This window comes from Streptomyces sp. NPDC051218 (assembly GCF_044455475.1).
Taxonomy (GTDB): Bacteria; Actinomycetota; Actinomycetes; order Streptomycetales; family Streptomycetaceae; genus Streptomyces.
The window spans coordinates 266,613-292,852 of record NZ_JBITEU010000005.1 but is presented as its reverse complement, the minus strand read 5'-3'; the positions used below and the strand labels follow the sequence as shown (position 1 = coordinate 292,852).

The 26,240-nt window shown below is 70.4% G+C and carries 20 protein-coding genes and 1 pseudogene; 2 read left to right on the top strand and 19 right to left on the bottom strand.

Features of this window, described 5'->3' with window-relative positions; all coding sequences use genetic code 11:
• Nucleotides 1-122 precede the first annotated feature (122 nt).
• The 19 genes and pseudogenes from ACIBCK_RS17620 to ACIBCK_RS17530 form a co-directional block, all read right to left on the bottom strand.
• Nucleotides 123-1,505 carry a nucleotide pyrophosphatase/phosphodiesterase family protein gene (locus ACIBCK_RS17620; RefSeq protein ID WP_399391131.1) on the bottom strand — a complete coding sequence of 461 codons (1,383 nt, stop codon included), beginning with the start codon at nucleotides 1,503-1,505 and terminating at the stop codon, nucleotides 123-125.
• The gene (gene eboE / locus ACIBCK_RS17615; protein ID WP_399391129.1) at nucleotides 1,502-2,671 is read right to left on the bottom strand and encodes a metabolite traffic protein EboE; all 1,170 of its coding nucleotides are present in this window, start codon (nucleotides 2,669-2,671) and stop codon (nucleotides 1,502-1,504) included. The genes ACIBCK_RS17620 and eboE overlap by 4 nt, the downstream gene beginning before the upstream one ends.
• A gap of 3 nt (nucleotides 2,672-2,674) precedes the next feature.
• On the bottom strand, nucleotides 2,675-3,523 hold the full coding sequence (locus tag ACIBCK_RS17610; protein ID WP_399391127.1) for a TatD family hydrolase: 849 nt from the start codon (nucleotides 3,521-3,523) through the stop codon (nucleotides 2,675-2,677).
• On the bottom strand, nucleotides 3,523-4,182 hold the full coding sequence (locus tag ACIBCK_RS17605) for an EboA domain-containing protein (RefSeq protein ID WP_399391126.1): 660 nt from the start codon (nucleotides 4,180-4,182) through the stop codon (nucleotides 3,523-3,525). Before ACIBCK_RS17605 ends, ACIBCK_RS17610 begins: the two co-directional genes overlap by 1 nt.
• Nucleotides 4,179-5,201, bottom strand: coding sequence for a sugar phosphate isomerase/epimerase family protein (locus ACIBCK_RS17600; protein ID WP_399391124.1), 1,023 nt, complete (start codon nucleotides 5,199-5,201; stop codon nucleotides 4,179-4,181). Before ACIBCK_RS17600 ends, ACIBCK_RS17605 begins: the two co-directional genes overlap by 4 nt.
• The gene (locus ACIBCK_RS17595) at nucleotides 5,198-5,881 is read right to left on the bottom strand and encodes a hypothetical protein (protein WP_399391547.1); all 684 of its coding nucleotides are present in this window, start codon (nucleotides 5,879-5,881) and stop codon (nucleotides 5,198-5,200) included. Before ACIBCK_RS17595 ends, ACIBCK_RS17600 begins: the two co-directional genes overlap by 4 nt.
• 348 nt (nucleotides 5,882-6,229) lie before the next feature.
• Nucleotides 6,230-6,700, bottom strand: a pseudogene (locus ACIBCK_RS17590) (UbiA family prenyltransferase); the annotation flags it as partial.
• Nucleotides 6,701-6,900: 200 nt separating this feature from the next.
• Nucleotides 6,901-8,070, bottom strand: coding sequence for an inositol-3-phosphate synthase (locus tag ACIBCK_RS17585; protein WP_399391122.1), 1,170 nt, complete (start codon nucleotides 8,068-8,070; stop codon nucleotides 6,901-6,903).
• Nucleotides 8,071-8,217: 147 nt separating this feature from the next.
• Nucleotides 8,218-9,603, bottom strand: coding sequence for a ThuA domain-containing protein (locus ACIBCK_RS17580; protein ID WP_399391120.1), 1,386 nt, complete (start codon nucleotides 9,601-9,603; stop codon nucleotides 8,218-8,220).
• A gap of 18 nt (nucleotides 9,604-9,621) precedes the next feature.
• The gene (locus ACIBCK_RS17575; RefSeq protein ID WP_399391118.1) at nucleotides 9,622-12,111 is read right to left on the bottom strand and encodes a PQQ-dependent sugar dehydrogenase; all 2,490 of its coding nucleotides are present in this window, start codon (nucleotides 12,109-12,111) and stop codon (nucleotides 9,622-9,624) included.
• A gap of 218 nt (nucleotides 12,112-12,329) precedes the next feature.
• Entirely contained in the window at nucleotides 12,330-13,331 is a 1,002-nt protein-coding gene (locus ACIBCK_RS17570) for a sugar phosphate isomerase/epimerase family protein (RefSeq protein WP_399391116.1), read from the bottom strand.
• A 12-nt stretch (nucleotides 13,332-13,343) separates the two neighbouring features.
• The gene (locus ACIBCK_RS17565; protein ID WP_399391114.1) at nucleotides 13,344-14,561 is read right to left on the bottom strand and encodes a Gfo/Idh/MocA family protein; all 1,218 of its coding nucleotides are present in this window, start codon (nucleotides 14,559-14,561) and stop codon (nucleotides 13,344-13,346) included.
• Nucleotides 14,562-14,609: 48 nt separating this feature from the next.
• Nucleotides 14,610-15,659, bottom strand: coding sequence for a substrate-binding domain-containing protein (locus ACIBCK_RS17560; protein WP_399391112.1), 1,050 nt, complete (start codon nucleotides 15,657-15,659; stop codon nucleotides 14,610-14,612).
• A gap of 26 nt (nucleotides 15,660-15,685) precedes the next feature.
• Nucleotides 15,686-16,705, bottom strand: a complete 1,020-nt coding sequence (locus ACIBCK_RS17555; RefSeq protein WP_399391110.1) for an ABC transporter permease — start codon at nucleotides 16,703-16,705, stop codon at nucleotides 15,686-15,688.
• Complete coding sequence (locus ACIBCK_RS17550) at nucleotides 16,702-18,219, bottom strand: sugar ABC transporter ATP-binding protein (RefSeq protein WP_399391108.1); 1,518 nt, start codon at nucleotides 18,217-18,219, stop codon at nucleotides 16,702-16,704. Before ACIBCK_RS17550 ends, ACIBCK_RS17555 begins: the two co-directional genes overlap by 4 nt.
• 142 nt (nucleotides 18,220-18,361) lie before the next feature.
• Nucleotides 18,362-19,543: an ROK family protein gene (locus ACIBCK_RS17545; RefSeq protein WP_399391106.1), complete on the bottom strand. Its 1,182-nt coding sequence runs from the start codon at nucleotides 19,541-19,543 to the stop codon at nucleotides 18,362-18,364.
• Between the two features lie 203 nt (nucleotides 19,544-19,746).
• A complete protein-coding gene (locus ACIBCK_RS17540) occupies nucleotides 19,747-20,427 on the bottom strand; it encodes a GntR family transcriptional regulator (RefSeq protein WP_367046466.1) in 681 nt (226 codons plus the stop codon).
• 111 nt (nucleotides 20,428-20,538) lie between these two features.
• Nucleotides 20,539-21,486, bottom strand: coding sequence for a beta-ketoacyl-ACP synthase III (locus ACIBCK_RS17535; protein ID WP_399391104.1), 948 nt, complete (start codon nucleotides 21,484-21,486; stop codon nucleotides 20,539-20,541).
• Nucleotides 21,487-21,720: 234 nt separating this feature from the next.
• On the bottom strand, nucleotides 21,721-23,055 hold the full coding sequence (locus ACIBCK_RS17530; RefSeq protein WP_399391102.1) for an OFA family MFS transporter: 1,335 nt from the start codon (nucleotides 23,053-23,055) through the stop codon (nucleotides 21,721-21,723).
• 232 nt (nucleotides 23,056-23,287) lie between these two features.
• Here ACIBCK_RS17530 and ACIBCK_RS17525 point away from each other — a divergent pair, with 232 nt between their 5' ends.
• Both ACIBCK_RS17525 and ACIBCK_RS17520 read left to right on the top strand, forming a co-directional pair.
• Nucleotides 23,288-24,265 (top strand): 2-dehydropantoate 2-reductase, encoded by a 978-nt coding sequence (locus ACIBCK_RS17525; RefSeq protein WP_399391101.1) that lies wholly within the window; start codon nucleotides 23,288-23,290, stop codon nucleotides 24,263-24,265.
• Nucleotides 24,266-24,313: 48 nt separating this feature from the next.
• Complete coding sequence (locus ACIBCK_RS17520) at nucleotides 24,314-26,239, top strand: molybdopterin oxidoreductase family protein (protein ID WP_399391099.1); 1,926 nt, start codon at nucleotides 24,314-24,316, stop codon at nucleotides 26,237-26,239.
• Nucleotide 26,240 lies beyond the last annotated feature (1 nt).

Below are 26,240 nucleotides of genomic sequence, written 5' to 3'. Positions count from 1 at the left end.
CGAGCAACGGATCAGGGGTGGATCAGGGGCCGACCCTGATGGCACGGCCCGAGCCGTCTGGTTCAGTGGAGATCAAGCAGATTCCAGCGATTCCAACTCGCCTGTGCGTGGCCTACCAGGGCTCAGTGCAGGCCCGCGAGTTGGAGCAACAGCGATTTCACATCGGTGGCCGCGACGCGGTCACCGACAGCGCGGGGGGTGGAGCACAGGATGAGCGGTCCGGAATCGGGGTCGTCGCTCGTGGGGAGGCGTCCGTGGCTGCCGCGAATAGGTGACGGGTCCAGGGGCACGACTGCCATGCGATAGCGCATGCCGAGCTTCTTGCGGGCCAGGGCGGACGCGGCCTTGACGCGGACGTACGGGTCCTCGGGGTCCATGAAGAGCTCGACAGGGTCGTAGCCGGGTTTGCGGTGGATCTCGACCAGCTGCGCGAAGTCGGGCGCGCGGTCGTCGTCGAGCCAGTAGTAGTACGTGAACCACGCGTCCGGCTCCGCGACGGCGACGAGTTCGCCGGAGCGCGGGTGGTCCAGGTGGTGGGTCTTCTTTCCCTCGTCGTCGAGGAGCTGCTCGATTCCGGGAAGGTCGGCGAGTGCCTGGCGGGTGACCTCCAGGTCCTCGGGCCTGCGCACGTAGATGTGGGCGATCTGGTGGTCCGCCACGGCGAAGGCGCGCGAAGCCATCGGGTCGAGATACTCCATGCCGTCCTGGGTGTGCACTTCGAGCAGGCCGGCACGGCGCAGGGCACGGTTGATGTCGACGGGGCGGTCCACGCGGGTGATGCCGTACTCGGACAGGGCGACGACGGTGCGGCCCTCCGCCTTCGCGTCGTCGAGGAGGGGCGCGATGGTCGCGTCGAGTTCGGCTGCGGCCTGGAAGGAGCGCGGGTCGTCGGGGCCGAAGCGCTGCAGGTCGTAGTCGAGGTGAGGGAGGTAGCAGAGCGCCAGGTCGGGGTGGCGGGTGCTGATGATGTGGCGTGTGGCGTTCACGATCCAGCGGCTGGAGACGATGTCGGCGCCAGGGCCCCAGAAGTGGAAGAGGGGGAACGTGCCGAATTTCTCGGTGAGTTCGTCGTGCAGGGCCGGGGGCCGGGTGTAGCAGTCGGGTTCCTTACGGCCGTCGGCGTAGTAGACGGGACGGGGGGTGATGGTGATGTCGGTGTCGGCGCCCATGGCGTACCACCAGCAGATATTGGCGACGGTGTAGCCGGGGTGCGCGCGACGGGCGGCGTCCCACAGTTTGTCTCCGGCCACCAGGCCGTTGTGCTGCCGCCACAGGAGTACGTCGCCGAGCTCGCGGAAGTACCAGCCGTTGCCGACGATGCCGTGCTCGGCGGGGGTGGTGCCGGTGAGGAAGGTGGACTGGGCGGCGCAGGTGACCGCGGGCAGGACGGTGCCCAGCGGCGCCCGGGAGCCGGACTGGCCGAGGGACTTGAGGTGCGGCATGTGGTCGAGGAGACGGGGGGTGAGGCCGACGACGTCCAGGACGAGGAGGGGTGTGGGGCTCATGGGAGTTCCTTCAGGCCGAGGTCCGTCAGGAGATCGCGGGCAAGGGTGAGTTCGGCGGCAATGCCGTCGGCGAGCTGGGGGCGGGAGCGCGGTCGCAGTTCGGGCGGCAGCGCCTGCCACGTGTAGGTCTCGACCTCGAGGTGACGGGTGCGGGGTTCGGGCCCGCCGACCAGGTGGGCGAGGGCGTCCTTGAGTACGGGGAGAGTGGAGGTGAGGGGCGGCGCGGGAGCGGCGTGCAGGGGGACGTGGAAGTGGGCGCGCCAGGCTGACGTCTCGGGCAGGGCGCCGCCGGCGAGGGATTCACCGAGGTCGTCGGTGCCTCGTAGTCCGGCCGCGGTGCGGGTGCGGGTCTGGTGCAGGAATCGGGGTTCGTCGAAGGCGGCGAGGGCCTCGCGGACTTCGGGGAGATGGGGGTGTTCGGCGTGCAGGGCGGCGGAGAGCTGGGATTTGACGACAGGGATGCCCGCGGTGGCGAGCGCGTCGAGCGCGGTCTGGGGGTCCTCGAAGGAGGTGGCGAGGTGGCAGGTGTCGACACAGACACCGATGCGGTCGTGGCCGATCGCGGTGAGGGGGGCGATCGCGTCGCCCGTGGTCTCCACGGTGCAGCCCGGTTCCGGTTCGAGGCCGATGCGGATCGACTTTCCGGTCAACTCCGCCAGTGCATCGAGGCGTTGGGCAAGCACGGTGAGGGCGGCGCGAGCGGCCTCGGCGTCGTGGGTGTCGAAGGGGGTGCGCCAGGCGAGAGGAAGGGTGGAGATGGTGCCTTCGGTGACGTCGTCCGGGAGGAGGGCGGCAAGGAGGCGGGCCAGGTCAGTCGTGTGGGAGAGCCGCTCGGGGTCGGTCCAGTCCGGCTTGTAGACGCGGTACTTGACCTCCTCGGCGCCGAACCCTTCATACGGGAAGCCGTTGAGCGTGACGACTTCGAGGCCGCGCCGGTCGAGTTCGCAACGCAGCCCTCGCAGGGCGGCCGGGTCGGTGACCAGGGCGTGCGCGGCGTCCTTGGCGAGCCACAGACCGATGCCGAGGCGGTCCCTGCCGAGCCGTTTGCGCACGGGTTCGCAGTGGTCGCGCAGTTGCGCCAGGACGCCGTCGAGGGTCTCGGCGGGGTGAACGTTGGTGCAGTACGCGAGGTGGACGACGCTGCCGTCGGGGTGCCGGAAGCGCATGGCTCACTCCCCGCCGCGGAGGATGGAGTTGCCCTCGTGGGTGCCTTCGGTGTCCGTGACGTCGAGCGCGAGGCGGCCGCTGAGTCCGTAGAAGGCGACCGGGTTGCGCCACAGCACCAGGTCGACGTCGTCCTCGCTGAACCCGGACTCGAGCATGGTGTCGGCGACCTTGCGGGTCTTGAGCGGGTCGCTCTTGCCCCAGTCGGCGGCAGAGTTGACCAGGACCTTCTCGGGTCCGTGGTCGCGCAGGATGGCCACCATCCGGTTTTCGTCCATCTTGGTCTCGGGATAGACGGAGAACCCGAGCCAGCAGCCGCTGTCCTTGGCCTCCTTGACCGTGGTCTCGTTGAGATGGTCGATGAGGACCCGGTCCAGGGGCAGCGCGGATTCCCGGATGACATCGATGGTGCGGCGCAGACCGGCGAGCTTGTCGCGGTGCGGGGTGTGGACGAGCGCGGGCAGTTCGTGATCCGCGGCGAGCTGGAGCTGGGCGGTGAGCGCGGCGTCCTCGGCAGGGGTCATGGAGTCATAGCCGATCTCACCGACGGCGACGACGTTGTCCTTGACGAGATACCGGGGCAGGGCGTCCAGGACCGGCGTGCAGCGGGGGTCGTTCGCCTCTTTGGGGTTGAGGGCGATGGTGCAGTGGTGGGCGATTCCGTACTGGGCCGCGCGGAAGGGCTCCCAGCCGAGAAGGGAGTCGAAATAGTCGAAGAAGGAGGCGGGTGAGGTGCGGGGCTGGCCGAGCCAGAACGCGGGCTCGACGACGGCACGGACGCCCGAGGCGTACATGGCCTGGTAGTCGTCGGTGGTTCGGGACGTCATGTGGATGTGGGGGTCGAAGATGCGCATCAGGACTCCTGCTCCTCGCCGGTGGAAGGGGTCGCGGGGGCTGTAGGGGCGTTGGTCAGGGCCAGGACGCGGTGCAGATCGCTGGGGACGGGGCGGCCGGCGGCGGTGCGTTCGGCGGCGTAGTCGCCGAGCATCCGGGCGAGCTCGGCGTCGGCGCGGGCGCGGCGGTCCAGGTCGGCGACGGCTTCCACGGGGACGCCGGTGAACAGGCACTTGAGCACCGCGTGGCGCCAGTCGTGCGGGGCGAGGTGCCGGGCGGCGTACGGACCGACGGCGGCGGCGACGATCCGGGTGTCGTTGGTGCGCAGGGCGTCCTCGACCAGGGGCAGTGCCTCAGGGCCGTGGACCAGGTGGGGCAGGGCGTGCAGGACGGCGCGGCGTTCGGCCGCGGTGCCTTGTTCGTAGACGCGGGTGAGAGTGGCGGGGGCCGCGTCGGCGGCGTGCAGGAGCAGCACGCGGGCGGCGTCGGCGTGGTCCTGGCCGCAGCGTCGGCCGGCTTCGGCGAAGCGCAACTCCCAGGTGGGGGTGTCGTTCTGCTCCGGTCGCCCGCGGTGGGCGGTGGCCTCCGCGGTGGCCTGGTCCAGCCAGGCGCGGGCGGCTCCGCCGAGGGTGGCTTCGAGGCGGGTGCGGAGGTCGTCGATGACGGGGGCTTCGGTCACGGTGTTCCTCCTCCGGCGGGGATGGGGGTCTGACCTTGACGGAGGGCTTCGGTCGCTGCCTTGTTGAGGAACTCGATGGAGAGGGAGGCGAGTTGGGGGCCCGCGTGGGAGTGGCGGGGCAGTTCGACGACGGTGAGGCCTTGGTAGCCGGTGGAGGCCAGGGCTTCGAGGACGGGCGGGAAGTCGATCTCTCCGTCCCCGAACGGGAGGTGCTCGTGGACGCCGCGGCGCATGTCCTCGATCTGGACGTGCCGTAGCCAGGGGGCGGCGGCGCGTACGCAGTCGGCGGGGGACTGCGGTTCGAGGCATTGGCAGTGGCCGATGTCGAGGGTGAGGCCGAGGAGCGGAGGGTCGTCCAGTTCGTGACGGAGCCGGTGGAAGTCGGCGAGTGTGGAGAGGAGGTGGCCGGGTTCGGGTTCGATGGCCAGGGGAACGCCGGCACCGAGCGCGGCGTCCAGTACGGGACCGAGTGCTTCGGCCAGCCGCTGCCAGGCGGTTTCCTCGGGGGTGCCTTCAGGGGTGATGCCGCTGAAGCAGTGCACGGCGTGGGCGCCTAGGTCGGCGGCGACCTGCACGGCACGGATCAGCAGGCGGACGCGGGCCGCGCGGGCGTCCGGGTCGGGGTCCAGGAGGGAGGGGCCGTGTTTGCGGCGCGGGTCGAGTACGTAGCGGGCGCCGGTCTCGATCGTCGCCGTCAGACCGAGCCGTTCCAGGCCGCGGGCCACGTGGCGGGTGCGGGCGGCGAGGTCGGGGGCGAGGGGGTCGAGGTGCATGTGGTCGAGGGTGAGTCCGACGCCGGAGTAGCCGAGGTCGGCGAGGAGGCCCAGGGCGTCGTCCAGCCGGAGGTCGGTCAGGCCGTTGGTGCCGTATCCGAAGCGGAGGGGGGACGAAACTGCCGGTCCCGCCTGCGGCTGCGGGGTGCTCGCCCGGTCCGTGCGGTCCGTGCGGTCCGTGCGGTCCGTGCGGTCCGTGCGGTCCATCTGATGCGTCCGGTTCATTCGGTCCGTCGTCTCCGTCATGTGACGCTCACCTTCCGGCCGAACTTGCGGGCCGCCGGGGCCAGAGCGGCGGTCAGGATGGCGGGCGCGATGGACCCTGCCCGGGCGGAGAGGGCGGCCTGGAGCGGGATCATGGCCCGGATGCCGCCGCCGACCGCCCGTTGGGTGAGCTGGGGCGAGGGGTTGAGCGCGGCATGGAAGAGGGGGCGGGCGGCGGTAGCCGCGTAGGTGACGGCGAGCGCGGCTTGAACGGCACCGCGAGCTCCGGCCCGCCAAGCGACGCTGCCGGAGCTGGCCGCAGCGGAGCCCAGCAGGCCGCCGTAGCGCCCGCCCCGCCCCGCCGTCCGGCTTCCCGCCCGGCGGCCCACCAGGCGGTCACTCGTCAGCTCGCCCGTGGTGAAGCCCGGCAGGCCGCGGGTTGCTGCTTCGCCGCGGCCTGCCGGGAGTTGAGAGGCGCCGGCGCCGGCGCCCGCGCCGGTGCTGCCAGGGCTTCGGGTACCGCCGGTGCCACCGGTACCGCCGGTGCCATCGATGCCGCCAGGACCTCCGGCAGCGCCACCACCTCGGGCCAGCAGTTGCGCGAGCGCGACTGTCGCGGCGAGTGCGCCCAGTGGGACCGCCGTCGAACCGCCCTGCGCCTCACGTCGCGAGACCGCGGTCACCGCGAGGGTATGGGCGCCCAGGACCAGGGCGGCGGGCACGGCAGCGAGAAGCCGGGGGGCGTGACTGGACGTGAGACCGCGACCGGAACCGAGAGCGAGGCGTGGGCCGACACCCCGAACGAAGCCGAGCACGTGTCCCGGACTCGAACCGCGAGCAAGGACCGTGCCGGGCCCACGACCGGAGCCCCGAGCGTGACCCGAGCCGAAACCACGACCGGGGCCAAGTGCAAGGCCCGGCCCGGATCCAGAACCCGAGCCCACAGCATGCCCCGAGCCAAACCCAGAACCCGAACCCAGACCATCGCCCGAGCCCGAACCCGAACCCAGACCATCGCCCGCGCCCGAGCCCCGCGGCCCAGTAGACGTCACCCCCGCCGACGTAGCCCCGGCCGCATCAACCCCCGCCGAAGTAGCCGCCGCCCCCAGGAGCAAGTCCAGGGCGCGGGCCGTGGCCATGGCTGACGGGCCTGCGGGAGTGTGCTTCAGGCCCAGGTCGTAGGCCCATACCGTGGCCGCCAAGCCGCTCGCCACCGCCAGGGCGGGGCGCCCCGCGCCGGCGGCCAGGGCCAGGCCCCCTGCCGTCAGAGCCGCTGCCGCGCCCAGTGCGGCCGACGGGGAGATGCGGCCGGACGGCAGCGGGCGGTGCGGGCGTTCGATCGCGTCCTCCGCCCGGTCCGCCCAGTCGTTGAGGGCCATGCCCGCCTCGTAGAGGGAGAGCGAAGCGGCAACGGCGAGGAGCGTGCGGCGGTTGGGGCTCAGCCCTGCCGCAGCCGCGCCTGCGAGGGCGTCCCCGGGGACGGTGAACAGGGCGGAGACGCGCAGCAGTTCGGCCCAGTCACGGCCGGTGCCCAGACGCAGGCCACTGCGAGAAGCCTCACGACTCGCACCCGCCCCCTGCCGCCCCTGCCCCTGCCCCTGCCCATCGCGAGGAACCTCACCCCCAACACCAGCCCCCCGCCCATCACGAGAAGCCCCGCCCCCCACACCCACACCTACGCCCGCACCCGCACCCGCACCCGCACCCGCACCAACCCCCTCAGCTTCCGCCCCGGAGTCACTCACGCACCCACCCCCCGAAGCCTTGCAGCGAAGCCCATGAGGGCCTCGTACTGTTCGGCCAGGGCCGATGAGGAGCCGTTGTCCGGGTCCTTGAAGTAGAAGCCCAGCTCGCCCAGCGGGCCGGTCAGCCCCGCCTCGTGGGCGCGGGCCGTCAGGCGGGCCAGGTCCAGGATCAGCGGTGCGGCCAGGGCCGAGTCGCAGCCCTGCCAGGTCGTCTGGAGGACCATCCGCGCGCCGAGGAAGCCGTCGAACGCGATGTGGTCCCACGCGGTCTTCCAGTCGCCGAGCGACGGGACGTCGTCGATGTGGACCTCGCCCTCCGGGGCGGAGCCCAGCGTGTCGGCCAGGACCCGTTCCTTGCCCGCGTTCTTCGCCGCCGCGGCGGCCGGGTCCGCGAGGGCGGCGCCGTCACCGCCGCCCAGGAGGTTGGTGCCGGACCAAGCCCGGACGGCCAGCGCACGCTGGGCGAACATCGGGCCGAGGACCGAGCGCAGGAGCGTCTGGCCCGTCTTGCCGTCCCGGCCCGCGTAGGGAAGCCCGGACGAGGCGGCCGCAGAAGCGAGCGCAGGGTGGTGCAGGCCCGCCGACGGGGTGAAGTTCACGTACGGGCAGCCCGCCCGCAGCGCCGCCGCGGCGTAGAGGGAGCTGGCGGGCAGCCGGTCCTCGCCCTCCACCGGCACCGGTTCCGTCGACGCCACGTTCACCACCACCGCACGGGCGAGCCCCCGGCGGCGTACGAAATCGCGGAGGTCGGCGGCGAAGGAGTCGATCAGCTCCTCATCCGTCCTGGTGTCCGAGTCCCCGCTGCGCGGCCCGCCCATGCGGATCTCCGCGTCCGCCGCGGCCAGTTCCGCGCCCACCGCCGAGGGGACGCCGTGCGGGAGCACGCCCCCGGCGGCCAGCTGTTCCGCCCGCTTGGGCAGCGGGCACTCCATCACATCGTGTCCGCCGAAGACCAGCGACGACAACGTTGGCAGACCGCAGTCCGCGAACGCCGAGGTCTCCGTGACCATGCCGGTCGGCGGGTGCAGACCGGCCGTCACGGCAGCGCACCCCGCGACAGCCGTCGTGGCGACCGAACCGCGCGCCCCGATCAGCCACACCCCGGTAGGACCGCCGCCCGATGAGCCGGGTGAACCAGAGGAACCGGTAGAGGAAGAGTTGGACATGGCTGCCTCCTGTCGTACACGCGGCGAACGCGCAGGGAAGAAACAGGGAAAGAGACGGCGGACAGGGAAAGTGACGGCGGATGGGACAGGACGGCGGACGGGGATGAGACGGCGGGCGGAGGTCCGGCGTCCTCCGCCCGCCGTCGTCTAGCGGCCCACGCCCGACGCGGTGCGGGCCGGCAGGTCCTTCACCCGGATGTCGCGGAAGGAGACCTGGTCATCGGCACCGTGGTTCTGGATGCCGATGTGACCGTCCTTCAGGCTCCTCGCCGGATCCGTGTTGGTGAAGTCGTTGATCTTCACTCCGTTGAGATAGATCCGAAGGCGTTCGCCCTCGACCCGGAGCTCGTAGGTGTTCCACTCCCCCACCGGATTCAGCGCCTTGTCGCGCTTCTTCAGGTCGGCGGACTTGAAGCCGTAGACGGAGCCCGTGGTCTTCTCCGGGACGTCGGTGGCATCGATCTGGATCTCGTAGCCGTTGTCCACGGCCGACCAGGGGTCGTCGGAGGCCGGGAAGCCCACGAAGATCCCGGAGTTGTCGTCGCCGTCCATGCGCCAGTCCAGCTTGAGGGAGTAGGAGCCGAGCTCCTTCGCCCCGTCGTGCCAGAGCATGCCCATGCCGCCGACGGTGGTCAGGGTCCCGTCGCCCTCGTCCAGCTCGAACGAGCCGGGGCCCGCCTGCTTCCAGGCCTCCAGTGACGTGGCCGTACCGTCGAAAATCGGCGTGTAGCCCTTCTCCGGACGGCAGTCGGCCTGCGCGGCGCCCGTCGCCCAGCGGATTCCGCCGAGCAGATGCGTGCGGTACGCGGGGTCGGCGAACGACTCCTTGGTGTGGCCGCTGCCCGTGTAGAAGGAGCGGCCTCCCTGGTAATCCTGGCACCAGGCGATGGGGTGGTCGCCCGACATGGAGCCGCCCGAGTAGGACGACTCGTCGAGCGAGGCGAGGACGTGGGCGCGGTCCCGGGGGTTGGAGCGGTAGTTGTACCACTCGTCGGTCCGGTCCCAGATCCCCGGCAGATGCGCCGTGGACGGGTGCCCGTGGTCCTCGACCTGCACTTTCGCGGGCTGGATCGCGGGGTGCGACTGGAAGTAGGCGCCCGCGAGTCCGCCGTAGAAGGGCCAGTCGTACTCGGTATCGGCGGCGGCGTGCACGCCCACGTACCCGCCGCCCTTCTTGATGTAGCCCTCGAACGCCGCCTGCTGCTTGCCGTCGAGGACGTCACCGGTCGTGGAGAGCCAGATCACGGCGTCGTACTTGGCGAGGTTCTTGGCCGTGAAGGCCTTGGCGTCCTCGGTGGCGTCGACGGTGAAGCCGTTCGCCGCGCCGAGTTCCTTGATGGCGGCGATGCCGTCAGGGATCGAGTCGTGGCGGAAGCCCGCGGTCTTGGAGAAGACCAGGACCTTCTCGCCGACGGCCTTCCCCGCGGCCCCCTCGTGCTTGCCGTCCGGACTGGAGACCGCCGGACCCGATACGCAGCCGATGAGCAAGGCGGCCGTAGCGGTGGCGATGGTGATGCGTGCGGATGCCCGCATGGTGGCGTGGCCCCTTCCTCAGCTCGTGGTGAACGTGAAGTCGTCGACCTCGTACAGGGCTCCGGTGCCCTTGCCCTTGAAGACCAGGAAGAGCGTTGTCGTCTTCTTCGGTGCCTTGCTGAGGGTGGCGCTCACGTCCTTGTACGTCTCCCAGCCACCGGTCGGCGCGACCTTGGCCTTGCCGAGCAGGGTGCCCTTGGCCGATCCGCTGCGGACCTCCAGCGTGCCGCCCTCGCCGGCCGACGCGACGCGCGCGGTCAGCTTGGTGGCGTTGCCGAGGATGTAGGGCTTGAAGGCGATCCAGTCGCCGTTGTTGATCTCACCGACTGCCTTTCCGCCGTGCGCCGAAGTGTGGTTCACCACGGAGACGCCCTTGGAGTCGTTGTAGTGCTCGCCCTGGCGGTGCTTGGGCTGGACGACGTTCTGGTCGTGGGTGGTCAGCGCGGGCTGGCCGTTGGCGCCCTTGTCGGTGTACTCGGCGTCGAAGACCCCGAAGATGTTGGCGTTCGGGTCGTGCTCGCCGTCCGCCGACGTCTGGAGGGTGCCTTCGCAGCCGTTGGCCGACGTCACCGGGTGGCCGTGGCTGTCATGGCCGAGGATGTGGGTGACCTTGACCTTCGTGCAGTCGATCGGCCCGTCTTCCTTGTCGGTCACCTTGACCTTGAAGGGGATCTTGTCGCCGAAGGTGAACAGCTGGCCGTCGCCCGGGAGTTCCAGGGTCACCTTGGGCGCGGTGTTGCCGACGGTGACGTGTGCGCTGGCCGAGCCGGTGCGTCCGGTGGAGTCCTTGACGGTCACGGTCGCGGTGTAGACGCCGTTCTTCTTGTACGTGTACGAGGGGTTCTGCTGGGTCGACTTGCCGCCGTCACCGAAGTCCCACGCGTAGGTCAGCGTGCCGCCGTCGGCGTCGGTGGCCTTCGCGGTGAACTTGGTCTTGAGGGGTGCCTGGCCGCTGGTCACGGAGGCGCTCGCCTCGACGACCGGGGAGTGGCCTTCGGTGGCGTTCTCGATGCGGAAGAGGCCGGAGTTCTCGTCGCCGCCGAACCACGCGGTGCCGTAGTCGAGGACGTACAGCGCGCCGTCGGGGCCGAACTCCATGTCCATGATCTGCGTGCCGGTCCACGGGAACGGGTTGATCTTCGAGACCGCGCCGTCCGCGCCCTGCTCGATGCGCTTGATCCAGCGCCGCCCGAACTCGCCGGCGAAGAAGTCGCCGTCGTACGCCTCCGGGAACTTCACCGGGGAGGTGTTCGCCGCGTCATAGCGGTAGACGGGGCCCGCCATCGGGGACTCCGAGCCGGAGCCGAACTCGGGGACGGAGTCACCGTCGTACGGGATCCAGGCTTCCTGCGCGGCCGGCAGGTCGGTGATGCCGGTGTTGTGCACGGAATCGTTCTTCGGCGCCGCGCAGTCGAAGGCGGCGCCGGAGGTCTGCGTGGCGAAGTCGTAGTCGATGTACGCGTCGTTCTTGCCGGTGCAGTACGGCCAGCCGAAGTTGCCCGGCTTGGTCACGCGGGCGAACTCGACCTGGCCCGCGGGGCCGCGCTTGGGGTCGGCCGCTCCGGCGTCGGGGCCGTAGTCACCGACGTAGACCGTGCCGGTGGGCTTGTCGACGCTCATGCGGAAGGGGTTGCGGAAGCCCATCGCGTAGATCTCGGGGCGGGTCTTCTCGGTGCCCGGCGCGAAGAGGTTGCCGTCCGGGACGGTGTACGTGCCGTCGTCGGCGACCTTGATGCGCAGGATCTTGCCGCGCAGGTCGTTGCTGTTGCCGGCGCTGCGGCGGGCGTCGAAGGCGGGGTTGCGGTCCGCGCGCTCGTCGAGCGGCGAGAAGCCGTCGGAGGCGAAGGGGTTGGAGTCGTCGCCCGTCGAGAGGTAGAGGTTGCCGTCCTTGTCGAAGTCGATGTCGCCGCCGACGTGGCAGCAGATGCCGCGGCTCGCGGGGACGTCGAGGACCTTCTTCTCGCTGGCGTTGTCCAGGGTGCCGTCGGTCTTCAGGACGAAGCGGGAGAGGCGGTTGACGCCGTCGAACTTCTTGAAGTCCTCGGCAGTGCCGGTCTCCGGGGCGTCGCCCGCGGGGGTGTCGAGCGGGGGCGCGTAGTAGAGGTAGATCGCGCGGTTCTCGCTGAACTTCGGGTCGAGGCCCACGCCTTGGAGGCCCTCTTCGTCGTGCGAGTAGACCGGTATCTTGCCCGCGATCTTCGTGTTGCCCGCGGCGTCCGTGAGGCGGAGCGTTCCGTCACGGGAGGTGTGCAGGACCGAGCGGTCGGGCAGGACGGCGAGTGTCATGGGCTCGCCCGTCTCGGGTTCCCCCTTGGCGAGCGTCACCTGCTGGAAGTCTTCGGCCACCGGAGCCGCCGCTTCCTTGGCGGCCTGCTCCTGGGCGGCGCGGACGGCCTCCGGGTCGGCGGCGTTCGCGGTGGGGGCGGTGAGGCTGAGGGTGGCGCCGGCCAGCAGGGTGCCGGTGAGGAGCGCGAGGGACTTGCGGAGTCTGAGGCGTTTCCTGTGCACGGAGTTCCTCCGGAAGGGGGACGGTCGTACGCGGGTGTGGTGCGGGGGTGGGCGCTGGGCGCCGGGGTGCGCCGTCACCCCGGGAAGGTTCATGTCCTGTACACATCAGGGACGGTAGCCACGTTTGTCTTGGACGGAAAGCCCTTGCACAGCAATAGAGTTCAGCTTTTTCCTTGTCCAGGACAAAGTGGCTCCGCCCGGCCGCCTGCCGTGGCGGCTCAGTTGCCGCCGAACGCCGCGTCGAACGACGCCGTCGGCGGTTCGAAGTCGTACGCCTTCAGACGCTTCAGCGCCTCCGGCGCCCCCTGGAGGCGGTCCATCCCCGCGTCCTCCCACTCCACCGAGATCGGGCCCTCGTACGCGATCGAGCCCAGCATCCGGAACACGTCCTCCCAGGGGACGTCGCCGTGGCCCGCCGACACGAAGTCCCAGCCGCGGCGCGGGTCACCCCACGGGAGGTGGGAGCCCAGCCGGCCGTTGCGGCCGTCCAGACGGCGCCGCGCCTCCTTGCAGTCGACGTGGTAGATGCGGTCCCGGAAGTCGTAGAGGAAGCCGACCGGGTCCAGGTCCTGCCACACGAAGTGCGAGGGGTCGAAGTTCAGCCCGAAGGCCGCGCGGTGGTCGACCGCCTCCAGAGCGCGCTGTGTTGTCCAGTAGTCGTACGCGATCTCCGAGGGATGCACCTCATGGGCGAAGCGCACGCCCTGTACGTCGAAGACGTCGAGGATCGGGTTCCACCGTTCGGCGAAGTCGTCGTAGCCGCGCTCGATCATCGACTCGGGCGCGGGCGGGAACATCGCCACCAGATGCCAGATCGCCGAGCCGGTGAAGCCGACGACCGTGTCGACGCCGAAGGCGGCCGCCGCGCGCGCCGTGTCCTCGATCTCGCGGGCGGCCCGCTGCCGTACGCCCTCGGCGTCCCCGTCGCCCCAGATACGGGCGGGCAGGATCGCCTGGTGCCGCTCGTCGATGATCGCGTCGCAGACGGCCTGCCCGACCAAGTGGTTGGAGATGGCCCAGCACTTGAGGCCGTACTTGTCGAGGAGCTGGCGGCGCGAGTCCAGATAGCTGCTGTCGCTCAGCGCCTTGTCGACCTCGAAGTGGTCGCCCCAGCAGGCGAGTTCGAGGCCGTCGTAACCGAAGTCGCGGGCGAGGCGGCAGACCTCTTCGAGCGGCAGGTCGGCCCACTGGCCGGTGAAGAGCGTGAAGTCGCGGGGCATGGACAGGCCTCCTCAGACCGTGACGGGGTTGGCGGCTATCGGGGTGTAGACCGAGTTCTTCGCCGCGCTCTCCTCCACCGCGGCGAGCACCCGCTGCACCGAAAGGCCCGCGGCGAAGGACGGTTCGGGCTGCTCCCCCGTGGCGATCGCGTGCAGCAGGTCGCGGGCCTGGTGCACGAACGTGTGCTCGTAACCGAGTCCGTGCCCCGGCGGCCACCAGGCCTCCAGGTACGGATGGCCCGGCTCGGTCACCAGGATGCGGCGGAAGCCCGACGAGGTGGCCGGCTCCGTGTGATCGTGGAAGGAGAGCTCGTTCAGACGCTCCAGGTCGAAGGCCAACGACCCGTCCGAGCCGTTGAGTTCGACCTTCAGTGCGTTCTTGCGCCCCGCGGCGAAACGGGTCGCCTCGAAGGAGGCGAGGGCGCCCGACGAGAAGCGGCCCGTAAAGACAGCCGCGTCGTCCACCGTGACCTGGCCGTGAGCGCTTCCGCCCTCCGCGGTGAGCCCGCTCGACGCCCCGTCGAGCAACGGCCGCTCCCGTACGAACGTCTCCGTCAGCGCCGAGACACCCGCCACCGGCTCCCCCACCAGATACTGCGCGAGGTCCACGATGTGCGCGCCCAGGTCGCCGAGCGCGCCCGAACCCGCGCGTTCCTTGAGCAGCCGCCAGGTCAGCGGGAAGCCGGGGTCGACCAGCCAGTCCTGGAGGTACGTGAGCCGGACGTGCCGCAGCGTGCCGAGGCGCCCGTCGGCGACCATCTGCCGGGCGAGCGCGAGGGCGGGGACGCGCCGGTAGTTGAAGCCGACCATCGCCACCTGCCCCCGTGCGCGCGCCCGCTCGGCGGCCTCGACCATCGCCTCGGCCTCTTCGACGGTGTTGGCGAGGGGCTTCTCGCACAGCACGTGCTTGCCCGCTTCGAGCGCGGCGATCGCGATTTCCGCATGGCTGTCACCGGGGGTGCAGATGTCGATGAGGTCGACATCGTCACGGGCCACGAGCGCGCGCCAGTCGGTCTCGGCGCCCGCCCACCCGAGGCGGTCCGCCGCGGCGCGCACGGCGACCGCGTCGCGCCCGCAGACCGCCGAAAGGACCGGTTGCACCGGCAGGTCGAAGACACGTCCGACCGTGCGCCAGCCCTGGGAGTGGGCGGCGCCCATGAAGGCGTATCCGACCATGCCCACCCCCAGCCGCTGCTTCCCTGTCCCGGCCTCGTGTTCCGTCTCACGCATGCGGTACTCCTCCTCGTCGACGCTCGGTGGGGGGTGCGGACGCGCGCATCACTTGAAGCCGGTGGACATGTACTTGCTGATGTTCTCCTTGTCGACCACGGCCGAGTAGAGCGTGATGAAGGCAGGGATCTCGAACTCCGCCATCCCGCTGACACCCTTGCTCTGGCCCAGTGCGCGGGCCAGGTCGATCGCCGACGCGGCCATCGACGGCGGGTACAGGACGGTGGCCTTGAGCACGCTGTCGTCGGACTCGATGGCCTGCATGGCGGAGAGCGCGCCCGCGCCGCCGACCATCAGGAAGTCGTCGCGCCCGGCCTGCTTGATGGCGCGCAGGGCGCCCACACCCTGGTCGTCGTCGTGGTTCCACAGGGCGTCGAAGTTCTTCTGCGCCTGAAGGAGCTGGGACATCTTCGACTGGCCCGACTCGACGGTGAACTCGGCGGCCTGCCGGGCGACCTTCTCGATGTTCGAGTAGTTCTTCAGGGCGTCGTCGAAGCCCTTCGTGCGCTGCTTGGTGAGCTCCAGGTTGTCGAGTCCGGCCAGCTCGACGACCTTGGCGTTCTTCTTGTCCTTGAGCTTCTCGCCGATGTAGTGGCCGGCGCTGAGGCCCATGCCGTAGTTGTCGCCGCCGATCCAGCAGCGGTAGGCCTGCGGCGACGCGAAGACCCGGTCGAGGTTGACGACGGGGATGCCCGCGCGCATCGCCTTCAGGCCGACCTGGGTGAGCGCCTTGCCGTCGGCCGGCAGGATCACCAGGACGTCGACCTTCTTGTTGATCAGCGTCTCGACCTGGCCGATCTGGGCGGCGGTGTCGTTCGAGCCCTCGGTGGACTCCAGCGTGACGTCCGAATACTTCTTCGCCCGCTCCTTGGCGTTGTCGTTGATCGCGTTCAGCCAGCCGTGGTCGGCCTGCGGGCCCGCGAAGCCGATGGTGACCTTCTTGCCGGGCTTGTCGTCGGCGACCTGCTGGCTCTTGTCGTCCGAGTCGTCGTCCTTGGGCTCGTTGCTGGTGCACCCCGTGATGAGGGCACCGGACGACAGGGCCGCCGCTCCGAAGAGCAGGCCTCTGCGGCTCGCGAATGGGGAGGTGTCTGGCATGGCGGTGAACCCTTCGGGTCTGCGGGTCAGGTATGGGATGACGTGCGCCGCTGGACGAGCACCGCGGCGACGATGATCGCTCCCTTGGCGATCTGCTGGACGTCGCTCTGGAGGTTGTTCAGCGCGAAGATGTTCTGGATCGTCATGAAGATCAGTACGCCGAGCACGGAGCCGGTGATGGTGCCCCGGCCGCCGCTGAGCAGGGTGCCGCCGATGATCGCGGCGGCGATCGCGTCGAGCTCGTAGAGGTTGCCGTTCGTGTTCTGGCCGGACCCGGAGAGGATGATCAGCAGGAAGGCCGCGATCCCGCAGCAGAGCCCGGAGAGCAGGTAGAGGTAGAGGCGCTGCCTGCGTACGTCGATGCCGGCGAGGCGTGCCGCTTCCGCGTTGCCGCCGACCGCGACCGAGCGCCGCCCGAAGGTGGTGCGGTTCAGGAGCAGCCAGCCGACGACGGTGACGGCCGCGAAGACCAGCACGAGCGGCGGGATGCCGAGGATGTAGGAGTCGCGTTCGCCGAGCTTCAACACGCTGTCCACGGTGACCATTTGCGTCTTGCCGTCGGTGATCTGCAGGGCGAGTCCGCGGCCGGCGGCCAGCATCGCGAGCGTCGCGATGAACGGCACCATCGCGCCGTACGCGATGAGCATGCCGTTGACGAGGCCGCAGGCCATGCCGACGATCACCGCGGTGAACAGGATGCCCGCGAAGCCGTACTCCTGGGTGGCGACCGTCGTCGCCCAGACCGAGGCGAGGGCGACGATCGCGCCGACCGACAGGTCGATGCCGCCGGAGATGATCACGAAGGTCATGCCCACCGTGACGACACCGATGACGGACGCCTGGGTGAGGATCAGCTGGACGTTGTCGGTGTCCAGGAACGAGTCGGGCTGAGTGATGCCGCCGATGAGGATCAAGGCGGCGAGCACGCCGAGAAGGGACAGCGTCCGCACGTCGACACGTGCGGTGAGTGTCCGCAACGGGCTTGCACTGTCCGCCGGTTGGCTCTTCGATGCGGCGGGCCGTGGCGGCGATGCGGGCTGCGTCATGACGCCGGGCTCCCTTCGAGTACGAGGTCGAGTACGCGGTGTTCGTCGAGGTCGCGGGCGGGCGCCGTATGGACGACGCGGCCCTCGCGAAGGACCAGGACACGGTCGGCGAGGCCCAGGACTTCGGGCACTTCGCTGGAGACGAGCAGGACGGCCAGGCCGTCGTCGGCGAGCCTGCGGATCACGGCGTACAGCTCGGCGCGGGCGCCGATGTCCACGCCGCGGGTCGGCTCGTCGAGCAGCAGGACGCGGCAGCCGCGGAGCAGCCAGCGGGCCAGGACGGCCTTTTGCTGATTGCCTCCGGAGAGCGTGCGCACGGGGGCGCCGGGGTTGTCGGGTCGCAAGGAGAGCTCGCGGGTCGCGGACTGCGCGGCCTTCCTCTCCGCTCCCCGGTCCAGCCAACCGCCGCGCGAGAAGCGGGACATGGAGGAGACCGACACGTTGTTGGTGACGGACTCCAGCATCAGCAGGGCCTGCGCCTTGCGCTCCTCGGGGGCGAGCCCGAGCCCCGCGCGGACGGCGGCGCGGACACTGCCGGGCTTCAGCACCCTTCCCTCCACCGTCACTTGACCGTGGGAAGGCTTGCGCGCGCCGTAGATGGTCTCCAGGATCTCGGAGCGCCCGGAGCCGACGAGTCCGGCGAGGCCGACGATCTCTCCGGGGCGCAGTTCGAGGTCGAGGGGTTCGAACTCGCCCTCGCGGGCGAGTCCCGACACCTTCAACACCGGTTCGGTGAGCGGTGGTTCGGTGGGCCGGTCCGGGAAGACGTACTCGACGTTGCGGCCCGTCATCAGGGCGACGACCTCGCGGGTCGGCGTCTCCTTGGCGGGCAGTCCGCCCGCCACCGCGCGGCCGTCCTTGAGGACGGTGACGCGGTCGCCGATGCGGCGGATCTCTTCGAGGCGGTGGGAGATGTAGACGACGGCGACGCCTTCGGCCGTGAGGTCCCCGACGATGCGGAAGAGGTTGTCGACCTCGTCCGGGTCGAGGGCGGCCGACGGCTCGTCCATGACGATGAGGCGCACTTCGTGGGAGAGCGCGCGGGCCATGGAGACGATCTGCTGCTGGGCGGCGGAGAGATCGCCGACAAGCGTGCCCGGGTCGATCTCACCATGCCCAAGTCGCTTGAGCAGAGCGGCCGTTGATGTCCTCGCCGTGCGCCCCTTCACGACGAACCCGGCCGCCGTCGGCTCGTGTCCGAGGTGGACGTTCTCGGCGACGGACAGACCCTCCACCAGGTCGAGCTCCTGGTAGATGGTGGCGATGCCGAGGCGCATGGCGGCGATGGGCGACTTGAGCGTGGTGCGCTCGCCGCGCCAGGCGATCTCGCCGTCGTCGGGCTGGTGGGCCCCGGCGAGGACCTTGATGAGCGTGGACTTCCCGGCGCCGTTCTGGCCGAGGAGGCAGTGCACTTCGCCGGCCAGGACCTGGAGGTCGACGCCGTCGAGGGCGCGGACGCCGGGGAACGACTTGGTGATGCCGGACATGGTGAGCAGCGGTGGTTCTGGTGCCATGACGGTTCCCTTGGGCGGGTGCGGCCGACGATTTTCGGGCAGGGCAGGGCAGAGCAGGGCGCTGTGCTGGGTGAGGTGTTCTCAGAAGGTGTGCGGTGCCGTACGGAGTGGTGCGGGGTCGTGCGGTCGGGCGGACCGGCCGTCAGGCCGGCGAGAACAGGTGGTCGCTGATGAGCCGGGCGCCGCCGATGACTCCGGCGGTCGGCCCCAACTCGCCCAGGACGATGGGGAGGTTGCCGGTCGCCAGGGGCAGCGACTGGCGGTAGACCTGGGTGCGGATGGCGGCGAGCAGCGTATGGCCGAGGCCGGTCACACCGCCGCCGATCACCACTAGGCCCGGGTTGAAGAAGCTGACGAGTCCCGCGATGACCTGGCCGGTGCGGTTGCCGCCCGCGCGGATCAGGTCGAGTGCGGTGGAATCCCCCGCGGCGGCAGCCGCGGAGACGTCGACCGCGCTGAGCTTCCCGGCCGCTTCCAGACGGGTGGCGAGCTCCATCGAGAGCCCGGCACCGACGGCGTCCTCCGCGTCGCGGGCGAGTGCCGCACCGCTGAAGTACGCTTCGAGACAGCCCTTGTTGCCGCAGGCGCAGGGCCGCCCGTCCGGTTCGACCTGGATGTGGCCGATGTCGCCCGCGCTGCCGGTCACGCCTCGGTAGACCTCACCGCCGACGACGATCCCGCACCCTATGCCGGTGCCGATCTTGACGCAGAGGAAGTCGCCCACGGAGCGTGCGACGCCCGCGTGCTGTTCCCCCATCGCCATCAGGTTCACGTCGTTGTCGACCATGACGGGGCAGCCCAGGTCCTGGCTGATGGCCTCCCGTACGGGAAAGCCGTCCCACCCCGGCATGATCGGCGGGGCGACCGGGACGCCCTCGGGAAAGCGGACGGGACCCGGGACACCGATGCCGGCGCCGTCGAACCCTTCCGCGAGCCCGGAGGCCTTCAACTTGGCTGCCATGGCGAGGACTTGCTCGAAGACCGCGACGGGACCCTCGCGCACGTCCATGGGCTGGTTGATGTGACCGAGGACCTCCAGCTCGGCATTGGTCACCGCTACGTCGACCGAGGTCGCGCCGATGTCCACGCCGAGGAAGCGGAGGGCGGGGGCCAGGCGGATGTTGTGGGAGCGGCGGCCACCGCGCGAGGCGGCGAGTCCGTCGGCGACCACGAGTCCGGTCTCCAGGAGCCGGTCCACCTCGACGGCCAGCTTCGACCGCGAGAGGTCGACCTGATCGCCCAGCTGGGCACGGGAGTTGGGCCCTCCGTCACGCAGCAGCCGCAGCAGTCGCGCCTGGTGCGCATTGGCGGGTCGAGCCGTCATACGTCTCACGCGCCCCTCCCCGCCTCGTGGGCAACTCATGTCGTCACGCCCGGCTTTCGTTCGGCTCGCCGGGCTTTCGAGGGGAACGTAGCAGCGCGTGCCGGGAGTGGGAAGAAGTTGCGCACGAATTACCCATGACTTTCTCCAGTCACAGGACAAAGGTGGGGACAGGCGTGTCCCACGCATGACCCTCGGGGTGCTCGTCAGGCGTCGCGCTGGCGCCGGTGGTAGGTCTCCCGCGTGTGTTCCGTGTGCGCGCGCATGATCTCCGTGGCCCGGCTCTCGTCGCGTTCCGCGATCGCCGCGATCAGCTGGCGGTGCTCGATCCAGGACTGCTTGCCGCGCTGGCGGGCCACCGGTGTGTAGTACCAGCGCACGCGGCGGTCCACCTGCCCTGCGAGTTCGGCGAGGACGACATTGCCGGCGAGCTCCATGACCTTGGCGTGGAAGGCCGCGTTCGTGGCCACCACCAGGTCCACCTCGCCGTCGGCGACGGCCTTCTCCCCCTTGGCGCACAGCTCTTCCAGGGCGGTGATCCCCGCGGTGCCCGTGTTGGCCGCGGCGAGCCGGGCGGCCTCCGCCTCCAGGAGCGTGCGGACCGTGAGCAGCTGGTCCGCCTCCTGTTCGGTGGGCTCGTGCACGAACGCGCCCTGGGCGGGCCGCAGATCGACCCAGCCCTCAGTGTTCAGCCGCTGCAGGGCCTCGCGCACCGGCTGCCTCGACACGCCCAGATGCCCGGCCAGTTCACTCTCCACGAGGTGCTGACCCGGCTGCAGCGCGCGGGTCGTGATGAGCTCGAGCAACGCTTCGTAGACCCGCTCACGGAGCGGACCAGGGCGTTCCAGCTTGGGCACCGCCCCCTGCGGCAGTCCTGTGGACAACATCGCGGTCCCCTCCTCGACGATTGCCTTTTGTCTACAGTCTACTGAGCACAATGGCCAGCACCAGGGGGAGTCGCTCCCGTCACACCTCGCACCTCACGGCGTCCGGCCGCGCTACGGGCAGCGGATGACCTGGCCCGCGTACGACAGGTTTCCGCCGAAGCCGAAGAGCAGCACCGGGTCGCCGTGGTTGATCTCGCCGCGTTCCACCAGCTTGGACAGGGCGAGCGGGATGCTGCCCGCGGAGGTGTTGCCCGAGTTCACGACGTCGCGCGCGACGACCGCGTTGACCGCGCCGATCCGCTCGGCGAGCGGCTCGATGATGCGCAGGTTGGCCTGGTGCAGGACGACACCGGCCAGGTCCTCCGGCGTGAGGCCGGCCTTCTCGCAAGCCTTGCGGGCGAGCGGCGGCAGCTGTGTCGTCGCCCACCGGTAGACGCTCTGGCCCTCCTGCGCGAACCGCGGGGGCGTGCCCTCGATCCGTACGGCGTTGCCCATCTCGGGCACCGAGCCCCAGAGCACGGGACCGATGCCGGGCTCCTCGCCGGGGCCGCACGCCTCGACGACCGCCGCACCGGCGCCGTCCCCGACCAGGACGCACGTGGTGCGGTCCGTCCAGTCGGCCACCTCGGACATCTTGTCCGCGCCGATCACCAGGGCACGGGTGGCGCCCCCGGCCCGCACGGCGTGGTCGGCCGTGGCGAGCGCGTGGGTGAAGCCCGCGCAGACCACGTTGATGTCCATGGCCGCCGGCGAGGGGATGCCGAGGCGGGCCGCCACCCGGGCCGCCATGTTCGGCGAGCGGTCGATCGCGGTGGAGGTGGCGACCAGGACGAGGTCGACGGCGTCGGGCGCGAGGCCCGCCGCGGCGAGGGCCTTGGCCCCGGCCTGCGCGGCGAGCTCGTCGACCGGCTCGTCGGGTCCGGCGATGTGGCGGGTGCGGATGCCCACGCGGGAGCGGATCCACTCGTCGCTGGTGTCGACCATGCCCGCCAGGTCCTCGTTGGTGAGGATCTTGGCGGGCTGATAGTGGCCGACGGCGGCGATGCGTGAGCCGTGCATGAACGGGTCCCCTCTTATTGCCGGAGATGCGGGACCGTCCAGTCTGCTCAGCGACTCACCGGTAACAGGACGCGTAAAGCAACAGGAATCGGGCGTCGGGTTTGGTCACTTCTCTCATGGTGTCACCCGGTGAAGAGCTGAGTGGCCTTGTGTACGAGTTCATACAGCCCATATCCGAGCGGAACCCCCACCCAGAGCCAGGCGGCGACGATCAGCCCCCTGCGGCGAGGTGGACTACTGGGCGGCGTGCTGGTCCGAGCCGTCATGGGCGGCCTCCCTGGGTGCGGGGATGTGATGGCGGGCGTGGACGGGCCGGACGAACTCGTTCGCGACGAAGCCGACGACGAGCAGTCCGATCATGATCGTGAGGGAGAGGCCGTAGAGCCCCGCCCCGCGTTTGCCCGCCTCCTCCTGGTGATCGGCGACCCAGTTGACGATCAGCGGACCGAGAACACCGGCCGTCGACCAGGCGGTCAGCAGGCGGCCGTGGATCGCGCCCACCTGGTAGGTCCCGAAGAGATCCTTCAGATACGCGGGGATCGTCGCGAAGCCGCCTCCGTAGAAGGAGAGGATCACGAGCGCGCAGACGATGAAGAGCGGTTTCGAGGTGTCCCCGAACTGGACGATCAGCAGATACATCAGCGCGCCGACACCCAGGTAGACGCGGTAGACGTTCTTGCGGCCGATCAGGTCGGACGTCGATGACCAGCCGATGCGCCCGGCCATGTTCGCCGCGGAGAGCAGGGCGACGAAGCCCGCCGCGGCGGCGGCCGTGACCGGCGTCGAGGTGTCGGAGAAGAAGTCGGTGATCATCGGCGCCGCCTTCTCCAGGATGCCGATGCCCGCGGTCACGTTCATGCAGAGCACGATCCACAGACACCAGAACTGGGGTGTCCGCACGGCCGCCCGCGCGGAGACCTGCGGCCCGTCCAGGGCGCCGGGAACCCCGGGCTTGCGCGCCCCCTCCGTACGCGGCACGCGTACCAGGAGCACGCCGAGCGCCATGAAGACGGCGTACGTGAGGCCGTGCACGAGGAAGGCGAGCGCGATGCCGTCGGAGCCCGCGCCGAAGGAGTCCAGCATCTGCGCGGACCACGGCGAAGCGATGAGCGCGCCACCGCCGAAGCCCATGATCGCGATGCCGGTCGCCATGCCGGGGCGGTCCGGGAACCACTTGATCAGGGTCGAGACGGGCGAGATGTAGCCGATGCCGAGGCCGATGCCGCCGACGAAGCCGTAGCCGAGGACGATCAGCCAGTACTGGCTGATCGCCGCGCCGAGCGCGGCGATCAGGAAGCCGGACGAGAAGCAGACGAGGGCGACCGTCATCGCCCAGCGCGGACCGTTGCGCTCCACGAGCGTGCCGCCGAAGGCCGCCGAGAGGCCGAGCATCACGATGCCGAGCTGGAAGGGGAGCGCGCTCTGGGTGCCGCTGAGGTCGAGGGCTGATTCGAGTGGGGGCTTGAAGACGCTCCAGGCGTAGGCCTGGCCGATGGAGAGGTGGACGGACAGGGCGGCGGGCGGTACGAGCCAGCGGCTCCAGCCCGGGGGTGCGACGGGGGGCCTCATGATCCCGAACAGTAGGAAGCGGGAAGGGGAGTTGGGAAGAGGCGAGCGCGATTCCGTCGACGGTATGCAATGTGCCGCGCGACCCCTTGCTGGGCCAACTTCCATACTGTAGACAATATTCCATCGACACTCATGGCACACGATGCGGCCCACGACGCGGTACGCGGCATGGCCGTGCGATGTCGATCTCTGAGCCTTCTTCGGATCCCTCAACCGAACGGAGCGCGCCACCGTGAAAGTCGCAGTCCTCGGCGCCGGTGCTATCGGCGCCTACGTCGGAGCCGCGCTGCACCGCGCCGGTGCCGACGTCCATCTCGTCGCCCGTGGACCGCATTTGGCGGCCATGAGGCAGCACGGAGTACGTGTCCACAGCCCGCGCGGCGACTTCACCGCGCGCGCCCACGCCACCGACGACCCGGCCGACATCGGCCCCGTCGACTATGTCTTCCTGGGCCTGAAGGCCAACTCGTACGCGGCGTGCGGGCCGCTGATCGAGCCTCTGCTGCACGACAAAACAGCGGTGATAGCCGCCCAGAACGGCATCCCCTGGTGGTACTTCCACCGGCACGGCGGCCCGCACGACGGCCACCGCGTCAGCAGCGTGGACCCCGAGGGCGCGGTCAGTGCGGTGATCGCGCCCGAACGGGCCATCGGCTGTGTGGTGTACGCCGCGACCGAGCTCGAAGGGCCGGGAGTCGTACGGCACTTGGAGGGCACGCGGTTCTCCGTCGGGGAGCCGGACCGCTCGCGCTCCGAGCGCTGTCTCGCCTTCAGCGAGGCCATGCAGGCGGGCGGCCTGAAGTGTCCCGTCGAACCCGACCTGCGCGGCGACATCTGGATCAAGCTGCTCGGCAACATCTCCTTCAACCCGATCAGCGCGCTCTCCCGCGCCACGATGCGCGAGATGTGCCTGCACGGCGGCACGCGCCGCGTCATCGAGATCATGATGAACGAGACGCTCGCCGTCGCGGCGGCGCTCGGCTGCCGCCCCGACATCTCCGTCGAGCGGCGCCTGGCCGGCGCCGAGCGCGTCGGAGACCACCGCACCTCCACACTCCAGGACCTGGAGCGCGGCAAACCGCTTGAACTCGACGTGCTGCTCGCGGCCGTCGTCGAACTCGCGGAGATCACCGGGGTTCCGGTGCCGACGCTCCGGACCGTCCACGCCATCTCGGACCTGCTGGCCGACCGCATGAGGAGCGCGGCATGAGCGAGAACACGAGGAGCGCGCCATGAACGAGAAGACATGGAGCGTGGCATGAGCAGGAAACGGGACCGGGTGCCCACGACGTACACCCGGCTCACCCATCCCCTCGTCCGCGACTCGCGCGACGAGCCGTTCCGCCGGGCCACCTGGGACGAGGCGCTGGCCCGCACGGCGGCGGGTCTCGACGCGGCACGCGGCGCGTTCGGACTGTTCTCCTGCGCTCGCGCGACCAACGAAATGAACTACGTGGCGCAGAAGTTCGCCCGTGTGGTGATGGGCACGAACAACGTCGACTCCTGCAACCGCACCTGTCACGCGCCGAGCGTCGCGGGCCTCTCCGCGGCCTTCGGTTCGGGCGGCGGCACCTCGTCCTACGAGGAGGTCGAGCACACCGACCTGATCGTGATGTGGGGCTCCAACGCCCGCTTCGCGCACCCGATCTTCTTCCAGCACGTCCTGAAGGGGATCAGGAACGGCGCCCGCATGTACGCCGTCGACCCGCGCCGCACCAAGACCGCCGAGTGGGCGGAGAGCTGGCTCGGCCTGAACGTCGGCACGGACATCCCGATGGCGCACGCGATCGGCCGCGAGATCATCCACGCGGGCCTGGCCAACCGGGCGTTCGTCGAGCGGGCCACGTCCGGATTCGAGGAGTACGCGGCCCTGGTCGAGCCATGGACCCTCTCGCTCGCCGAGAAGGTGACGGGCGTACCGGCCGCCGCCATCAAGGAGTTGGCGCACGCCTACGCGCGCGCCGAACGGGCCCAGCTGTGCTGGACCCTCGGCATCACCGAGCACCACAACGGCACGGACAACGTCCGCGCCCTGATCAACCTCTCGCTCCTGACCGGCCACGTCGGGCGCTTCGGCTCGGGCCTGCAACCCCTGCGCGGGCAGAACAACGTGCAGGGCGGCGGCGACATGGGGGCGATCCCCAACCGCCTGCCCGGCTTCCAGGACATCCTCGACCCGGAGTCACGGCTGAAGTTCGAGACGGCGTGGGGCACGGTCATCCAGCCGCGCTACGGACTGAACCTGACCGAGATGTTCGAGGCGATGGAGGAGGGCGCGCTCAAGGCCGTCTACTGCATCGGCGAGAATCCCGCGCAGTCGGAGGCGGACAGCGAGCAGGCGATGCGGCGGATGCGGGCCCTGGACTTCTTCGTGGTCCAGGACATCTTCCTCACCAAGACCGCCGAGCTGGCCGACGTGGTCCTTCCCGCGACCGCCGCCTGGGCGGAGACCGACGGCACGACGACCAACAGCGAGCGGCGCGTGCAGCGGGTACGCAAGGCCGTGCGGCCGCCCGGCGAGGCGCGCGAGGACATCGACATCCTCTGCGACCTCGCCGAACGGCTCGGCCACGACTGGAAGTACGCGGACGCGCAGGCGGTGTGGGACGAGCTGCGGTCGGTGTCGCCGGACCACTGGGGCATGACGTACGACCGCCTCGAATCCCTGCAGGGCATCCAGTGGCCCTGCCCCTCGGAAGAGCGGGTCGAACCGACGTACCTGCACGGCCGGTTGTGGGAAGCGGACCCCGCACGACGCGGCGTGCTGGCGCCCTTCGGGCTCGTCGAGCACGACCCGCCGGTCGACCTCACCGACGACTCGTACCCGATCCGGCTGACGACGGGACGGCGCCTCGACTCCTACAACACCGGTGTACAGAGCGGGAGTTTCGCCTCGCCGCTGCGGCGCGGCGAGTACGTCGAGCTGTGCCCGGAGGACGCCGAGCGGTACGGGGTCGTGGTCGGCGAGGAGGTCCGGGTGTCCTCGCGGCGCGGCACGGTGACGGCGCCGGTGTGGGTGGACCCTGGCCTTCGCCCCGGTCTGGCCTTCATGACCATGCACTTTCCCGACGAGGTCGACACCAACCAGCTCACGATCGAGGCCAATTGCCCGATCGCGGGCACGGCGGAGTTCAAGGCGTCGGCGATACGAATCGACAAGCTGGCCGAGCCGGTCCGCCACTGAG

What these genes read in the sequence shown, in the direction of transcription:
- ACIBCK_RS17580 (WP_399391120.1), bottom strand. Translation starts at nt 9,603, where the DNA reads ATGCGGGCATCCGCACGCATCACCATCGCCACCGCTACGGCCGCCTTG.
- ACIBCK_RS17545 (WP_399391106.1), bottom strand. Translation starts at nt 19,543, where the DNA reads ATGACGGCTCGACCCGCCAATGCGCACCAGGCGCGACTGCTGCGGCTG.
- ACIBCK_RS17600 (WP_399391124.1), bottom strand. Translation starts at nt 5,201, where the DNA reads ATGACGGAGACGACGGACCGAATGAACCGGACGCATCAGATGGACCGC.
- ACIBCK_RS17570 (WP_399391116.1), bottom strand. Translation starts at nt 13,331, where the DNA reads ATGCCCCGCGACTTCACGCTCTTCACCGGCCAGTGGGCCGACCTGCCG.
- ACIBCK_RS17565 (WP_399391114.1), bottom strand. Translation starts at nt 14,561, where the DNA reads ATGCGTGAGACGGAACACGAGGCCGGGACAGGGAAGCAGCGGCTGGGG.
- ACIBCK_RS17540 (WP_367046466.1), bottom strand. Translation starts at nt 20,427, where the DNA reads ATGTTGTCCACAGGACTGCCGCAGGGGGCGGTGCCCAAGCTGGAACGC.
- ACIBCK_RS17550 (WP_399391108.1), bottom strand. Translation starts at nt 18,219, where the DNA reads ATGGCACCAGAACCACCGCTGCTCACCATGTCCGGCATCACCAAGTCG.
- ACIBCK_RS17620 (WP_399391131.1), bottom strand. Translation starts at nt 1,505, where the DNA reads ATGAGCCCCACACCCCTCCTCGTCCTGGACGTCGTCGGCCTCACCCCC.
- eboE (WP_399391129.1), bottom strand. Translation starts at nt 2,671, where the DNA reads ATGCGCTTCCGGCACCCCGACGGCAGCGTCGTCCACCTCGCGTACTGC.
- ACIBCK_RS17520 (WP_399391099.1), top strand. Translation starts at nt 24,314, where the DNA reads ATGAGCAGGAAACGGGACCGGGTGCCCACGACGTACACCCGGCTCACC.
- ACIBCK_RS17530 (WP_399391102.1), bottom strand. Translation starts at nt 23,055, where the DNA reads ATGAGGCCCCCCGTCGCACCCCCGGGCTGGAGCCGCTGGCTCGTACCG.
- ACIBCK_RS17585 (WP_399391122.1), bottom strand. Translation starts at nt 8,070, where the DNA reads ATGTCCAACTCTTCCTCTACCGGTTCCTCTGGTTCACCCGGCTCATCG.
- ACIBCK_RS17555 (WP_399391110.1), bottom strand. Translation starts at nt 16,705, where the DNA reads ATGACGCAGCCCGCATCGCCGCCACGGCCCGCCGCATCGAAGAGCCAA.
- ACIBCK_RS17535 (WP_399391104.1), bottom strand. Translation starts at nt 21,486, where the DNA reads ATGCACGGCTCACGCATCGCCGCCGTCGGCCACTATCAGCCCGCCAAG.
- ACIBCK_RS17560 (WP_399391112.1), bottom strand. Translation starts at nt 15,659, where the DNA reads ATGCCAGACACCTCCCCATTCGCGAGCCGCAGAGGCCTGCTCTTCGGA.
- ACIBCK_RS17610 (WP_399391127.1), bottom strand. Translation starts at nt 3,523, where the DNA reads ATGCGCATCTTCGACCCCCACATCCACATGACGTCCCGAACCACCGAC.